This window comes from uncultured Streptococcus sp., from assembly GCF_915066115.1.
Lineage (GTDB): Bacteria > Bacillota > Bacilli > Lactobacillales > Streptococcaceae > Streptococcus.
Genome location: NZ_CAJZDT010000007.1, coordinates 1 through 14429 on the forward strand (window position 1 = coordinate 1; position 14429 = coordinate 14429).

14 protein-coding genes and 2 pseudogenes are annotated in these 14429 nt (G+C 37.4%); 4 read left to right on the forward strand and 12 right to left on the reverse strand.

Annotated features, from left to right (window positions below; translation table 11 throughout):
* The 6 genes from QZ565_RS01140 to QZ565_RS01165 form a co-directional block, all read right to left on the reverse strand.
* The coding region (locus tag QZ565_RS01140; RefSeq protein WP_295524369.1) for a DnaB-like helicase N-terminal domain-containing protein at nucleotides 1-422 on the reverse strand (422 nt) is incomplete at its 3' end.
* Nucleotides 423-465: 43 nt separating this feature from the next.
* Entirely contained in the window at nucleotides 466-918 is a 453-nt protein-coding gene (rplI, locus tag QZ565_RS01145) for a 50S ribosomal protein L9 (protein ID WP_000864214.1), read from the reverse strand.
* Nucleotides 915-2888: a DHH family phosphoesterase gene (locus tag QZ565_RS01150; protein ID WP_295524372.1), complete on the reverse strand. Its 1974-nt coding sequence runs from the start codon at nucleotides 2886-2888 to the stop codon at nucleotides 915-917. The genes rplI and QZ565_RS01150 overlap by 4 nt, the downstream gene beginning before the upstream one ends.
* A gap of 135 nt (nucleotides 2889-3023) precedes the next feature.
* Nucleotides 3024-3572 carry a ribosome-associated translation inhibitor RaiA gene (raiA, locus tag QZ565_RS01155; RefSeq protein WP_000599100.1) on the reverse strand — a complete coding sequence of 183 codons (549 nt, stop codon included), beginning with the start codon at nucleotides 3570-3572 and terminating at the stop codon, nucleotides 3024-3026.
* A gap of 79 nt (nucleotides 3573-3651) precedes the next feature.
* Nucleotides 3652-4314, reverse strand: a complete 663-nt coding sequence (locus QZ565_RS01160; protein ID WP_295524375.1) for a ComF family protein — start codon at nucleotides 4312-4314, stop codon at nucleotides 3652-3654.
* Nucleotides 4311-5609: a DEAD/DEAH box helicase gene (locus tag QZ565_RS01165; RefSeq protein WP_295524376.1), complete on the reverse strand. Its 1299-nt coding sequence runs from the start codon at nucleotides 5607-5609 to the stop codon at nucleotides 4311-4313. Before QZ565_RS01165 ends, QZ565_RS01160 begins: the two co-directional genes overlap by 4 nt.
* Nucleotides 5610-5665: 56 nt before the next feature.
* On the opposite strand from QZ565_RS01165, the gene QZ565_RS01170 reads away from it, so the two are divergent.
* The 3 genes and pseudogenes from QZ565_RS01170 (at nucleotide 5666) to cysK (ending at nucleotide 7501) form a co-directional block, all read left to right on the forward strand.
* Nucleotides 5666-6301 (forward strand): YigZ family protein, encoded by a 636-nt coding sequence (locus QZ565_RS01170; RefSeq protein ID WP_295524378.1) that lies wholly within the window; start codon nucleotides 5666-5668, stop codon nucleotides 6299-6301.
* Between the two features lie 90 nt (nucleotides 6302-6391).
* A pseudogene (locus tag QZ565_RS01175) lies at nucleotides 6392-6478 on the forward strand (PH domain-containing protein); the annotation flags it as partial.
* 96 nt (nucleotides 6479-6574) lie between these two features.
* On the forward strand, nucleotides 6575-7501 hold the full coding sequence (cysK, locus tag QZ565_RS01180; RefSeq protein WP_295524380.1) for a cysteine synthase A: 927 nt from the start codon (nucleotides 6575-6577) through the stop codon (nucleotides 7499-7501).
* A 121-nt stretch (nucleotides 7502-7622) separates the two neighbouring features.
* Here cysK and tsf read toward each other — a convergent pair whose 3' ends face one another.
* Complete coding sequence (gene tsf / locus QZ565_RS01185) at nucleotides 7623-8663, reverse strand: translation elongation factor Ts (protein ID WP_000808071.1); 1041 nt, start codon at nucleotides 8661-8663, stop codon at nucleotides 7623-7625.
* Between the two features lie 78 nt (nucleotides 8664-8741).
* Nucleotides 8742-9521: a 30S ribosomal protein S2 gene (rpsB, locus tag QZ565_RS01190; protein WP_000268459.1), complete on the reverse strand. Its 780-nt coding sequence runs from the start codon at nucleotides 9519-9521 to the stop codon at nucleotides 8742-8744.
* 257 nt (nucleotides 9522-9778) lie between these two features.
* On the opposite strand from rpsB, the pseudogene QZ565_RS01195 reads away from it, so the two are divergent.
* Nucleotides 9779-10035: pseudogene (locus QZ565_RS01195) on the forward strand (IS30 family transposase); the annotation flags it as partial.
* A gap of 331 nt (nucleotides 10036-10366) precedes the next feature.
* On the opposite strand, the gene QZ565_RS01200 reads toward QZ565_RS01195, so the two are convergent.
* The 4 genes from QZ565_RS01200 to mreC all read right to left on the reverse strand — a co-directional run bounded on the left by QZ565_RS01200 (nucleotide 10367) and on the right by mreC (nucleotide 14429).
* The gene (locus tag QZ565_RS01200) at nucleotides 10367-11578 is read right to left on the reverse strand and encodes an aminoacyltransferase (protein WP_295524411.1); all 1212 of its coding nucleotides are present in this window, start codon (nucleotides 11576-11578) and stop codon (nucleotides 10367-10369) included.
* A 206-nt stretch (nucleotides 11579-11784) separates the two neighbouring features.
* Nucleotides 11785-13023 (reverse strand): peptidoglycan hydrolase PcsB, encoded by a 1239-nt coding sequence (gene pcsB, locus QZ565_RS01205; protein WP_295524384.1) that lies wholly within the window; start codon nucleotides 13021-13023, stop codon nucleotides 11785-11787.
* 93 nt (nucleotides 13024-13116) lie between these two features.
* Nucleotides 13117-13611: a rod shape-determining protein MreD gene (mreD, locus tag QZ565_RS01210; protein WP_070842128.1), complete on the reverse strand. Its 495-nt coding sequence runs from the start codon at nucleotides 13609-13611 to the stop codon at nucleotides 13117-13119.
* The gene (gene mreC, locus QZ565_RS01215; RefSeq protein ID WP_295524387.1) at nucleotides 13611-14429 is read right to left on the reverse strand and encodes a rod shape-determining protein MreC; all 819 of its coding nucleotides are present in this window, start codon (nucleotides 14427-14429) and stop codon (nucleotides 13611-13613) included. The genes mreD and mreC overlap by 1 nt, the downstream gene beginning before the upstream one ends.

The window sequence follows — 14429 nt, forward strand, 5'->3', positions numbered from 1 at the left end:
GCAATGATTTCATCAGCTGGTTGCGAAGCCTCGTAAGCTTGATTGACAGACTCTGTCAACTTGGAGATTAATCGCCGTAGCATGGCCTTCTCTGCAACGATTTTAGCATAATACTCCGCATTAGCAGAAGTTGGCACAGAATTGACAATTTCAACCAGGTAAGACAAGCCACCAATATTCTGTAAATCACCTTGATTATCAAGAATGGTACGAACCGTTGTTGCATCTATAGCATCGCCACGATCGGATAAATCGACCATAGCTTGGAAAATCAAACGATGGGCATACTTAAAAAAGTCCCGAGACTCAATATATTCTCGAACAAAAACAAGCTTACTCTCGTCAATAAAGATAGCCCCTAAAACGGATTGCTCAGCTAAGATATCTTGAGGTTGTACTCGTAACTCTTCTACTTCTGCCATCAGACTTCCCTTCCTTTTACAATCTTGTCAAGAAGGTGTAAATTTATCCTTCTTTCACACGAAGATTGATTACACTTGTGATATCTTGATAGATTTTCACTGGCACATCGATCAAACCAACTGCTCGAATCGGAGCTTGTACTTGAATATGACGTTTATCAATCTTAATTCCAAATTGCTTTTGCAATTCTTCTGCAATCTTCTTATTGGTAATAGAACCAAAAGTACGGCCATCTGGACCAACTTTTTCAACAAATTCTACAACAGTTTCTTCTGCTTCAAGTTGGGCTTTAATTGCTTTTGCTTCTGCAATCATCTCAGCGTGAGCTTTTTCTTCAGATTTTTGTTTACCACGAAGTTCACCTACCGCTTGAGCAGTCGCTTCTTTGGCTAGATTCTTTTTGATAAGAAAGTTTTGTGCATACCCTGTCGGTACTTCCTTAATTTCACCTTTTTTACCTTTTCCTTTAACATCTGCTAAAAAGATTACTTTCATTCTTCTTTCTCCTTTTCCTTTATTTCATTTAATACAATTTCTGTCAGTTTTTCACCTGCTTCTGACAAGGTTAAATCTTTAATTTGAGCTGCTGCCAAATTAAAGTGACCTCCACCTCCCAGCTCTTCCATAATCCGTTGTACATTCAGTTTACTACGACTTCGAGCTGAGATAGAGATAAATCCTTGTGTATTCTTCGCAAGAACAAAACTCGCTTCAATACCTGACATAGCTAACATGGCATCTGCTGCCTTACTAATAACAACTGTATCATAGCATTTCGAGTCCGTAGCCTCTGCTATCAATACATCTGAACCTAATTTACGCCCCTGTAAAATCAGTTCATTAACCTCACGATATTCTTCAAAATCTGTTGCAGCGATTTCTTGGATAGCAATACTATCACTTCCTCTCGTTCTGAGATAGCTAGCAACATCAAATGTCCGACTAGTCACTCGTGAGGTGAAATTTTTAGTATCCAACATCATACCAGCCATCAAAACACTGGCCTGCATACGACTCAAACGATTTTTCTTAGAATTCTGGAACTGAATCAATTCCGTTACCAACTCACTGGCACTGCTTGCACCACTTTCGATATAAGTGATAACTGCATTGTCTGGGAAATCCTGATCCCGTCTGTGGTGATCGATGACGATGGTTTGGGTAAATAAATCATAAAAATCTTTTGATAAAGTTAAGGCTGTCTTTGAATGGTCTACAAGAATCAACAAAGAACGATTGGTCACCAAACCCATTGCCTCCTTAACAGACAACAACTTCGTAACTCCTTCTTTTTCTAAGAATGAAACAGCTCGTTCAATATCCGGCGACATTTGTTCTTCATCGTAAAGAGCATAGCTATTTTGAGTCACATTGCTGGCAAATAACTGCATACCTACAGCAGAACCCAAAGCATCCATATCAAGGTTTTTGTGACCAACTACAAAAACCTGATCTACACTTCTAATTTTATCTGAAATAGCTGTCATCATAGCGCGCGTACGTGTCCGTGTACGCTTGATTGACGCCGCAGATCCACCACCAAAATAAACGGGATTTTTCGTTTCGTCATTCTCTTTGACAACCACCTGGTCGCCACCACGCACTTCAGCCAAGTTCAAGTTGAGCAATGCAACTTTCCCTATCTCATCATGATTTCCATCACCATAAGAAAATCCCATACTTAAGGTCAAAGGCAACTGTCTTTGTTTCGACTCTTCTCTAAAAGCATCAATAACAGAAAATTTATCATTCATCAACTCTTCAAGTACGGTATAATCAGTAAAAAGATAAAACCGATCCATACTCACTCGACGAGAAAACATAGCGTATTTACCAGCAAATTCTGAAACAAAATTGGCTACAAAACTATTGATATGACTAATATCAGACTCTGATGTTTCATCTTCTAAATCATCGTAGTTGTCAACAGAAACGATTCCAATCACAGGCCGACTCGTTACTAACTCGACAGTCGCTTCATATTCTCCAGACACATCAAAGAAGTAAAGAACTCCAGATACCTTGTCCATATGAACCGAATAACGGGTCTCACCCAAGGTGGCATAAGAACCTGGATTCCCTACAGAAGCCTTTATAATTGTTTGAATTAATGCCACATCAATCTCTCCAGCCTCATTAGTCAAGATTAATTCAGCATAAGGATTAAACCATTCAACTTCACCTGACGACAAGTCTAATTTAATAACTCCAACAGGCATCTGTTCTAACAAGGTTGTCAAACTTTCTTCAGCTTGGTGGTTTACATACTGGATTTGTTCTACTTCACTCTTTGAGTAGTAGTCTCTCTGATGGATGAATAGTAAAATATATGAACCCAAAATAAGTAGCAAAAGAAATAGCGTTACCAGTGTATTCGTTACAAAAACAAGTTGCACAGATAGCACTCCGAACGCCACTATTCCTAATATTAAGGGGAAAATAGGACTTACATAAAATTTTTTCATTCCAAACCTCTTGGCACCCATTATACCATAATAACCACCAAAAAGCGACTTTTTAAAAGTGTAATCAGTAATTCTATCAATTATAAGAAAAAGGAGGTTTACAATTCAGTAAACCTTCCTTTACACATATTGAAATTAAGATTCTTTAACTTCTAACAAGCCAATCTCGCCATCCTCACGACGATAAATCACATTGGTTGTCTGATCTTCAACATCCACATAGATAAAGAAATCATGTCCCAACAAATCCATCTGTAGAATAGCTTCTTCCAAATCCATTGGTTTTAAATCAATTTGTTTTGAACGAACAACTCTAGATTGGACAACATTTGGATCTTCCACCAAAGCATCTGTAAATAATTGACTAGTTGCTACCTTGTTTTTATTTTTACGCTCGATTTTTGTTTTATTTTTACGAATCTGACGTTCAATTTTATCGGTTACAAGGTCAATTGAACCATACATATCTTGAGACACATCTTCTGCACGAAGAGTAATTGATCCAAGTGGAATCGTTACCTCCACTTTAGCAGTTTTTTCACGATACACCTTCAAGTTAACTCGAGCATCTAACTCTTGTTCAGCTTGAAAATACTTTTCGATCTTTTCGAGTTTAGAAACTACATAATCACGAATTGCTTCTGTTACTTCTAGGTTTTCACCACGGATACTATATTTAATCATATGAGTACCTTCTTTCTAAACATTTTTGTTTTTCTGATTTCATTATAACGCTTTCATTTTATTTTTGCAAATTTTTTCCTCATCTTACAAGGGAAAATGTTTTTACATCCTCAGCACCAGCTTCTTCCAACAGTTTCTTCACACGATTTATAGTTGTTCCAGTAGTATAGATATCATCTATAAGTAGGATTTTTTTAGGAATAGTAACTCCACTTTTGACAAAGAAAGGAAGTTCTGTTGCCAAGCGTTCTGAACGATTTTTGGAAGAACTGGCCCGCTCTTCTCTCTTCTCTAGTAAGTCTTGAAAAGAGAACCCTGCTGCTTCAACTAAACCTTCAACCTGGTTAAATCCCCTCTCGAGCAATCTTTCAGGACTTAGGGGAATTACAACAAATTGATACTCTTTATACTTTTTTAACTCCTCACTTAAAACTGAAGCAAAAACTTTTCTTAAAAGGAAGTCTCCATCAAACTTATACCGACTGAAAAAATCCTTCATAGCTTGATTGTAAGTAAAAATCGCTCTATGACTAACCTCAACTCCTTCTTTACACCAAAATCGACAATCTTGACACTTCGTTGACAAACCTGTTTTCATACAGTTTGAACAGTTCTCTTCTCCAATCCTCTCAAAAGTAGAGTCACAGTCTGAACAAAGACAAGAGTCATCATTCTTCAGAAGCAAGAGACTACTAAAAGTTAAAACAGCCTTCATAGTCTGCCCACATAACAAACACTTCATAGACCCGCCTCCTTATTCATCTGCTGAATTTCCTTAATTGCCTTCTTGATTGAAGTATTTAACCCATCATGGAAAAAAAGCAAATCTCCTGTCGGTCTGTCCATACTCCGACCGACACGTCCTCCAATCTGTATTAAACTAGACTTGGTAAACAGACGATGATTGGCCTCTACTACGAAAACATCTACACAAGGGAAGGTAACTCCACGCTCCAATATTGTCGTACTGATAAGTATTGCCAGTTCTCCATCTCGAAAAGCTTGCACCTGCTCTAATCGATTTTCTGTGATAGAAGATACAAAGCCAATTTTCTCATTTGGAAATTGCTCCTGTATGATTTCTTTTAGCTGTTCCCCTTTTTTAATTTCTGAAGCAAAAATGAGTAACGGATAAGCTGTCTTTCTCTGCTTCTCAATATAAGACTTTAGCTTTGGTGACAACCGACTTTTCTCTAAACAGTGATTAAAATCTGATAACCAGACAGGTTTAGGAATAATCAAAGGATTTCCATGAAATCGTCTTGGTAAACTCAATCGTTTTAATTCTCCGATGCGAACCTTCCTATCTAACTCATCTGTAGAAGTTGCTGTTAAAAAGATTCTCAAGCCATTCTCCTTTACACTATTCTTGACAGCATGGTAAAGCATGGAATTGTCAACATAAGGAAAGGCATCTACTTCATCCACTATCAGCAAATCAAAAGCTTGATAAAACTTCAATAACTGATGGGTCGTCGCAACAACTAGTGGTGTTCGAAAATACGGCTCTGATTCTCCGTGTAGTAAAGATATCTCGCAAGCAAAATCATCTTGCAGGCGCTTGTACAGCTCCAAACAAACATCTATGCGAGGACTAGCCAAGCATACTGCACCACCCGCATTAATCACTTTAGCTACTACTTGATAAATCATTTCTGTCTTTCCAGCTCCTGTTACCGCATGAACTAAGGTTGGCTCCTGCTTGTCTACTGCTCGAATCAGTCCCTCTGATACCTTCTCTTGAAAAGGAGTTAATTGACCACGCCATTTAAGAACATCTTGCTTCGGAAAATCCTCCTGCGGAAAATAGTATAAAGCTTGATCACTCCTGACTCGCTTCATCAGTAAACACTCCCGACAATAGTAAGCACCGATAGGTAAATACCATTCTTCTAGAATAGTACTATTACAACGTTGACAGAAAAATTTTCCCTTCTCCTTTCTCATTGCTGGAAGTTTCTCTGCCAACTGACGGTCTTCTTCAGTTAATTCATTCTCCGTAAACAAACGACCGAGATAATTTGGATTTACTTTCATACTTCTTTATTCGTAAAAATCTAGCGCTTTAGATGATTTTTTAGTACAATTAAATCATGGAATTTAGAACAATTAAAGAGGACGGTCAAGTCCAAGAAGAAATCAAAAAATCCCGCTTTATCTGTCATGCCAAGCGTGTTTATAGCGAAGAAGAGGCTCGTAACTTCATTACTGCCATCAAGAAAGAGCACTACAAAGCTACTCATAACTGCTCTGCCTTCATTATTGGGGAACGAAGTGAAATCAAACGTACAAGTGATGATGGTGAGCCTAGTGGGACTGCTGGCGTTCCCATGCTTGGGGTACTAGAAAATCACAATCTCACCAATGTCTGTGTGGTCGTGACACGCTACTTTGGTGGCATTAAACTAGGCGCTGGAGGATTGATTCGTGCTTACGCTGGCAGTGTTGCCTTAGCTGTCAAAGAAATTGGCATCATTGAAATAAAAGAACAGGCTGGCATTGCTATTCAAATGTCTTACGCTCAGTACCAAGAGTACAGTAACTTCCTTAAAGAACATAACCTCATTGAGCTAGATACAAATTTTACAGATCAAGTCGATACGATGATTTATGTTGATAAAGAAGACAAAGAAACTATTAAAGCTGCACTTGTGGAGTTTTTTAATGGAAAAGTTACCTTAACTGATCAAGGTTTACGAGAAGTTGAAGTTCCTGTAAACTTAGTGTAAATAATAGATAATACAGTGTTTCACTGATATTTTCACCGCTACTTTAATTAGCAACATAAAAAGATGCTTGCCAAGACCTACTAGAACAAAAAGAAAACGGATAGCGTTCTCCTTTACACCTATTTACTAGAATTAGCTTATCACAATCGCTTGAAAATTAATGGCTTAGACCTGTGATATAAAAAAATCCTATCACTTCGATAGGATTTCTATATTTTACAAATGGTATAGATAACGTTATACTAGAGATATCTTATACAAAGAGGTATTCATATGTCTATTTATAACAATATTACTGAACTAATCGGTCAAACTCCGATTGTTAAACTCAACAACATTGTGCCAGAAGGTGCTGCAGATGTCTATGTAAAACTTGAAGCATTTAACCCTGGTTCTTCTGTAAAAGACCGTATTGCTCTTAGCATGATTGAAAAAGCTGAACAAGACGGTATTCTGAAACCTGGTTCTACTATTGTTGAAGCAACAAGTGGAAACACTGGTATTGGACTTTCATGGGTAGGTGCTGCTAAAGGGTATAAAGTCGTCATCGTTATGCCTGAAACTATGAGTGTAGAACGACGTAAGATTATCCAAGCTTATGGTGCTGAACTCGTCCTAACTCCTGGTAGTGAGGGAATGAAAGGCGCTATTGCTAAAGCTCAAGAAATCGCTGCTGAACGTAATGGTTTCCTTCCTCTTCAATTTGACAATCCAGCTAATCCAGAAGTACACGAAAGAACAACAGGAGCTGAAATACTAGCTGCTTTCGGTAAAGATGGACTAGATGCTTTTGTTGCTGGAGTGGGTACCGGTGGAACGATTTCTGGTGTTTCTCACGCACTCAAATCAGCAAATTCAAACATTCAAGTTTATGCAGTGGAAGCTGATGAATCTGCTATTCTATCTGGTGAAAAACCGGGACCACACAAAATTCAAGGCATCTCAGCTGGATTTATTCCTGATACACTGGATACAAAGGCTTATGATGGTATCGTTCGTGTAACATCAGACGATGCACTAGCACTCGGCCGTGAAATTGGTGGAAAAGAAGGATTCCTTGTAGGGATTTCTTCAGCTGCAGCTATCTACGGAGCCATCGAGGTTGCCAAGAAATTAGGTACAGGTAAAAAAGTTCTTGCTCTAGCACCAGATAACGGTGAACGTTATCTCTCTACAGCACTCTATGAATTTGAAGTGTAGTCTCCTAAATACACTTAGCCCTTATTATAGGGCTTTTTATTTATACCTTAAAAATAGGAACATCTCCCTATAAAGATCGGCTGCATAGAAAAAAGGAAGCAATTTGGCTTCCTTTTTATTATTAGTTATTCAAGGCTGCTGCCATTGTAGCTGCAACTTCAGCTTCAAAGTCGTTTGCAGCTTTCTCGATACCTTCACCAACTTCAAAGCGAGCGAACTCAACTACTGAAGCGTTAACTGATTCAAGGTATGCTTCAACTGTCTTGCTGTCATCCATGATGTAAACTTGTGCAAGAAGTGTGTAAGCTTGGTCAACTTTAGTGTTGTCAAGCATGAAGCGATCCATTTTACCTGGGATAATTTTGTCCCAGATTTTTTCTGGTTTGCCTTCTGCAGCCAACTCAGCTTTGATGTCAGCTTCAGCTTGAGCAATCACTTCATCAGTCAATTGAGATTTTGATCCATACTTCAAGTGTGGAAGAGCTGGTTTGTTAACCATTGCACGGCTTTCGTTATCTTGGTCGATAACGTGGTTCAATTGTGCCAACTCATCTTTAACGAATTGCTCATCCAATTCTTTGTAAGAAAGAACTGTTGGTTTCATCGCTGCGATGTGCATTGACAATTGTTTAGCAAGTGCTTCGTCTCCACCTTCAACAACTGAAATAACACCGATACGTCCACCGTTATGTTGGTATGCTCCAAAGTGTTGTGCGTCTGTTTTTTCAATCAATGCAAAGCGACGGAATGAGATTTTTTCTCCGATAGTTGCTGTTGCAGATACGTATGCAGCTTCAAGAGTTTCACCTGAAGGCATTGTCAAAGCAAGAGCTTCCTCATTGTTAGCAGGTTTTCCTTCAGCAATAACTTTAGCTGTAGTATTTACCAATTCAACGAATTGAGCATTTTTAGCAACGAAATCAGTTTCAGCGTTGACTTCGATAACTGCTGCAACATTACCGTTAACGTAAACACCAGTCAAACCTTCTGCAGCAACACGGTCAGCTTTCTTAGCTGCCTTAGCCATACCTTTTTCACGAAGCAATTCAATCGCTTTTTCGATGTCACCGTCTGTTTCTACAAGCGCTTTTTTAGCGTCCATAACTCCGGCACCAGATTTTTCACGCAACTCTTTTACAAGTTTAGCTGTAATTTCTGCCATTTTGATTCTCCTATATTTTTTAAAAATAGGAGAGCCGGGCTAAGCCCCGCCCTCCTAGGTAATTACTATTTATATGAATTAAGCGTTGTCGCCTTCTACAACTTCAACGATTTCTTCGATTGAATCTGCTTGAGCTTCTGAAGCTGCAAATTCTGCTTCAACTGCTGCTGCATCTTCACCTTGACGTCCTTCGATGATAGCGTCAGCCAATTTAGCTGTGATCAATTTAACAGCGCGGATAGCGTCATCGTTAGCTGGGATGATTACATCGATATCATCTGGATCAGTGTTTGTGTCAACCATCGCTACAACTGGGATTCCCAATTTTTTAGCTTCTTTAACAGCGATTTGCTCTTTATGTGGGTCAACTACGTACATAACATCTGGGATACGAGGCATATCTTCGATACCACCCAAGAATTTTTCAAGACGTGCACGTTGTTTGTTAAGCAGTGCAACTTCTTTCTTAGGAAGAACTTCGAAAGTTCCATCTTCTTCCATACGTTTGATTTCTTTCAAACGAGCGATACGTTTTTGGATTGTTCCCCAGTTTGTAAGAGTTCCACCCAACCAACGGTGGTTGATGAAGTATTGACCTGAACGTACTGCTTCTTCAGCAACTGCATCAGCTGCTTGTTTCTTAGTACCAACGAACAATACAACGGCATCGTTAGCTGCTGCATCACGCATGAAGTCGTATGCTTGGTCAGCGTATTTTACAGTTTGTTGCAAGTCGATAACGTGGATTCCGTTACGCTCTGTAAAGATGTACTTAGCCATCTTAGGGTTCCAGCGACGAGTTTGGTGACCAAAGTGTACACCAGCCTCAAGAAGTTGTTTCATTGAAATTACTGCCATGAGTATTTCTCCTTTTTGTTTTTTTCCTCTTCTTGACTTCAACTCGCAAAACGACCCAAGGGCAACTGTTTCACAATTCATCAAGAATGAGTATTATCGTTCACACGACAAGTTTCATTCTACCATACTTTTTCAATATTTTCAAGCTATTTTAGTAGATTTTTAAAGTAGGGAATTTCTCAAAGTAACTTCCACTTGACTGGCCAAAGTGAAAGTTAGTCTAAAACGGATTTTTATGGTGTAATTAAGTGTGATACGTTTGAGGAGAGAATAAACTTTTCTTTTGTTCCCCTAATCGCTCTGACCAGAAAGGGAACTTCTTTTGACAACTTAACTCAGGAGGACATCAATCTCGTCTATTCTCATGCCAACAGTGTCAAACGAGCTGCTCTAAATGGAAAGTCATCTTACGAACTCTTTTCCTTTACTTATGGAGAAGAGGTTGATTCCTAAGCTTCTTGGAATGTCTAAAATACTTGCAAAAGACGTCTGTCAGTCTTATAAATTACTCTAACCTAAGTTCTAAAAACTAACCTAAAAAACCATTCAAACGTTTCAGATGATGGGATTTTGTGCGCTCTTTTTTCTATTCATTTCGGCTACAAAAGCGATGAGATCAAGCGTTATTAAAACCAGTGGAACTTACCGGACACGTAATTTCACTATTTTTTTCGATTTTTATCACACTAACCTCCACTTATACTAGAGGTAGAACTTAGTTTGGGAATTCAGCATTAAATTACTGATAAAAACTCTAAATTTAAAACATCCCAACATATACTGCTGGGATGCTCTAATAGCTAAATTTTTTTAATTTAATATAGTGGCAAAATAATTAGTTTATCTTATCTACTTCTAAGTTTCTTACGAATTTTATAAGCTAGATTAAACAAAAAATATAATGAACTAGTTGGATAATTAAACTCACCAGCAAATTCCTCAATAGTAGGATTAAACTTAGATTTAAAGTTAATTAACCCACCCTCTAAATTGTTTTCAATTCCACCCATATTATGAGTCTCAGCCCCTCGTTCAAAAGAATGTTGTGCTGTCTCAAACCATGTAGGAATAGCAGGTTGATAGTGTCTAAATTCTTCATTCATTCCAGCATATAAGTTCTCAGAAGTTTTCCCAAATTCGATGGTTAAAGTACCAGACAATGGGACAATACTATCCCCTCTGTCAATATGGTTCTTAAGAAAAGAAATTTCTTCCTTTAATCGTTTTCTCTCTTGCTGATTCTCTTTTATTTTACCTTCTTTCGTTTTATCTGTAAACTTCTGCTCTGTTTTTAGATTCTTTTCGAATTGTTGCTCAACTTCTTTCAGTCTATTAGGTAGATCTAAAAAGCTCAGTGTGATAAAGGAGTGATCAGGATAAGTATCCAGTAACTTCTGATAATAATCTTTGCCTCGTAAACTGATATTCTTGCGAGACTCTGTTTTCTTCATTAAAAATGAAAAGTCATCTAATAAATCAAGTCCACCAAATTTTACTTCTAATCCTTTATTTCTTGCAGTTCGGATGGCCTGTCTAGTAGACTTAGAAAGTTGATCCAGTGAGAAATTTTCTTTATGAATATTAGCTTGAAAACGTGGTTGTATATTTTCTGCCATATCCTTTGTTAAGCCTGTCCAATAAACTTTATTTTTTTTCAGTTCTTCGACAATTGCTAAAGTCATAGAATTTTGGACAGTTTCTTGGTCAATAAGACCTCTACTGATAAATAAACTTGGGTCAAATTTAACCATTATTGCATGGCTTTTTTTAGCAAGTTTTTTCAACGTTAAAAGAACAAATTTCAGAAGTTCTTTATCTTCATAGTCAATTACTGGACCTCGTGGAATATAAAACATAGAAAGTCCTAATGGTAGCGGCTGAATTAAGATATTTGCTACTCCAACTAATTGATTATCTTTATAAAAGCCAACTCTCTCGTTCCCCCAAGTATCCTTTATCTTGGACCAATCACTACTCTGCAATAAATTTCCTTGAGGATGATTTTCTAAAAATAAATCCCACTCTTTAACATCAACATTTATTTTATACCTAAACATAACTTCAACACCGACTCCCTTAGAAACCATTTTTTATTAACATGCTACACTCGTACTAAATCTCTACGTTTCATTTTACTTTAATTAAATAATTATAAAAATAGAAAATAAGTTCAAGTAATTATATAATGAAATTAATTTTTCCAGCACTATACAAAGGGTGAGATTAATAAGATCTCACCCTTTGTATAGTAATAATCAGTATATTAGTTTGGATAAATGTATCTTACAGTACCTCTTGATGCTGTCGGATTAAACCATCCACGATAATTTCCGATTGGTTGAGTTCCACTTCCATCATAGTTACACTCAGAAACTTGAATACGAGTTGATGATTCAACTGCTGTAACAACTGCTACGTGACCGTATCCTCCATCATCCCAACATGCAATCGCGCCAACTTGTGGTGTAGAACCTGTACGGAAACCTGCAGCTGCTGCACTTGCAGCCCATTGACCGCCATTACCCCAGTAATCACCAGCCCATGGTGCTAAAGTTTTTACTCCCCATGTACATTGACCTACAGGATAGCTTGATGCATTTGTACTGTATGTCGGACGTTGTTTCACTGGTGCAGGAGTATAGCTTGTTGATTCCGCTGAAGCACTACTTGAAGATGATTCAGACGAACTAGATAAAGAAGAAGTAGTTGATACTGCTTGAACTTCTGCTGTAAAAGTTGTATTTCCAGAGGCAACGACTTTTTGTTGTTGACTTGCTTGTTTAGCTTTATAAGCTGCTTCTGCTTCTGCAGCTGCTTTAGCTTCTGCTTCTGCTGCAGCTTTTTTCTCAAGTAAACTTGCTTTTTCATCCTCTGCAGTAGCCTTTTCAGCAGCAAGATTCAATTCTGCAGCTTTCAACTCAGCTTGTTTTGTAGTTAATGATTGGGCATCATCAGCTAGTTTTTGCTGATTTGCAATAACTGTATTAATTGCATCATTGTTTGCTACTTGTTTTTCAGAAATAGCTTGTTTATCTGCTTTTTGTTGTTCCAACATTTTGTTGTTTGCAGATACGATTTCACTCATTGCAGCAACACGCGAAATAGCTTCTGTAATTGATTTTGAGTTTACAATTGTATTAATGTAACTAGTTGCAGCTCCATTTGTTTGAGCACTACGAGCTTGTTTTTGCAATGAATCATTACGAGATACAATATTCTTAGAAAGTTCTGTAATTTCTCCCTCAAGCTTTTTAGATTCTGCTTGTAATCTATCATTTTCAGATTGCAAGTTTGATTGCTCTGTTTGAATAGCAGATACTTGCTCCTGAACTTGATCAACTTGTTTTTGGGCTTCTTGTTGTTGTGCTGTTAAGTTACTAATTTTATTATCTTGAGCAGCAATTTTGTCATCAGTAGTTTCTGCATGCGCAGTTGTTAAAACAGCTGCTTGAGAAACCATTACTGTACTTAGTAAAAGTGACGCTAAGATTTTTTTCTTCATATTCCGTAGATACTCCTTCTTTTAAAGACATTACTAGTATACCAAAAAAAGGCCTAATGAATATTACGCCTTTGTTACATTTTTATTTCTTTCTTATAGGTAAAATTTTTCAAAAATAAACTGAAAAGTAATCATCCATATAAGGTTCAAAATCATTGATGGTACTAAACTATAGACTATAAACAAAGACATACTATCTACAGTTAAACCTACCACTATTGCAAGTATATAAGCTCCCATCTCAAATAGAAAAGTCATGACAATAATTGCCAGCATTCTCGTCCAACGATTCAATAAAATAACACTATTAAATTTATGGAGAAATGCCCCCAACAAGACAAATAACAGAGTCGCAATCCCTATCAAGTGGAAAAAGTAAATGTCATAAACCAAACCCACTACAAAACAATAAGCTAAATAGAGATACTCTGATACTTCAATCGTCTCAAATAAGAGAAACAAAAATAGAAAATGACTGGCCAACTGCACGTGGGGAAATAATGAGCCAAAAAGCTGGCTAATATGGGCATCAATTAGAACAAAGAAAGGAAGCAATAAAAACACTCCAACCCGCTTCAGCTGTCTCATTATGAATTCCCCACTAATTCTATCACATTCACATTATGAGTATCTGCACTCAATTTAACAGCTACTTCTCGTGTCAAATAGTCCGTACTATGCGTTGTAGCAACCACTTCACCAACAGGAATATCAGCAACATTAAAGTTTCCTAATCCACCAGTGGTCACCTTATCTCCTGCACTAATATCGCCACTACTATTTAATTGACTAATTTTGAGAACTTCATTTTCCTTGTCATAGCCAACAATAATCCCATAAATTGTAGTAGAACCATGTTGAATTTTAACAGAAATCTTATCAGCATTTTCCGTATTTGTCAAAAGGTTGACCATGGTAGAGTTCTCCTCTACTTTTGAAACACTCCCAATCAAGCCACCATTTGCAATAGCTAACATGTTCTCAGAAGCTCCTTTTGATTTGCCTACATCTAAGGTCAATTCCTGTTTCCAAGATACTGGAGAACGCATAATAACATCTGCTGCTAAAGTCTTTGTGGCTTGTAATTTAGACTTCATATCAAGCAATTGGCGCAGTTGTTCATTTTCCGTCTTTAAACTTTCCGCCTCATTTGATTTAACTTCTAATTGGTAAATCTGTTTCTTCAAACTTTCATTTTCATTATATGTTCGTGTCAAATGTGCCAAATCTGATTTAACAGAATCAAACCACTGAAAAGGTTTTTGCACAACTCTATCAACCAATGAAATTCCATCTCCTAATTTTGTCACAATTGTACTTGAATAAGTCGTCGCCAAGAGAGCTGAGACAAGCAGAACAGTAACAAAAACAATCATGACATATTTTGATTTTTTAAAACGGTTCAT

Coding starts and splice junctions, on each gene's coding strand:
- pcsB (WP_295524384.1), bottom strand. CDS start 13,023: ATGAAGAAAAAAATCTTAGCGTCACTTTTACTAAGTACAGTAATGGTT.
- QZ565_RS01165 (WP_295524376.1), bottom strand. CDS start 5,609: ATGAAAGTAAATCCAAATTATCTCGGTCGTTTGTTTACGGAGAATGAA.
- rplI (WP_000864214.1), bottom strand. CDS start 918: ATGAAAGTAATCTTTTTAGCAGATGTTAAAGGAAAAGGTAAAAAAGGT.
- QZ565_RS01160 (WP_295524375.1), bottom strand. CDS start 4,314: ATGAAGTGTTTGTTATGTGGGCAGACTATGAAGGCTGTTTTAACTTTT.
- cysK (WP_295524380.1), top strand. CDS start 6,575: ATGTCTATTTATAACAATATTACTGAACTAATCGGTCAAACTCCGATT.
- QZ565_RS01200 (WP_295524411.1), bottom strand. CDS start 11,578: ATGTTTAGGTATAAAATAAATGTTGATGTTAAAGAGTGGGATTTATTT.
- raiA (WP_000599100.1), bottom strand. CDS start 3,572: ATGATTAAATATAGTATCCGTGGTGAAAACCTAGAAGTAACAGAAGCA.
- QZ565_RS01150 (WP_295524372.1), bottom strand. CDS start 2,888: ATGAAAAAATTTTATGTAAGTCCTATTTTCCCCTTAATATTAGGAATA.
- rpsB (WP_000268459.1), bottom strand. CDS start 9,521: ATGGCAGTAATTTCAATGAAACAACTTCTTGAGGCTGGTGTACACTTT.
- QZ565_RS01170 (WP_295524378.1), top strand. CDS start 5,666: ATGGAATTTAGAACAATTAAAGAGGACGGTCAAGTCCAAGAAGAAATC.
- mreD (WP_070842128.1), bottom strand. CDS start 13,611: ATGAGACAGCTGAAGCGGGTTGGAGTGTTTTTATTGCTTCCTTTCTTT.
- mreC (WP_295524387.1), bottom strand. CDS start 14,429: ATGAACCGTTTTAAAAAATCAAAATATGTCATGATTGTTTTTGTTACT.
- tsf (WP_000808071.1), bottom strand. CDS start 8,663: ATGGCAGAAATTACAGCTAAACTTGTAAAAGAGTTGCGTGAAAAATCT.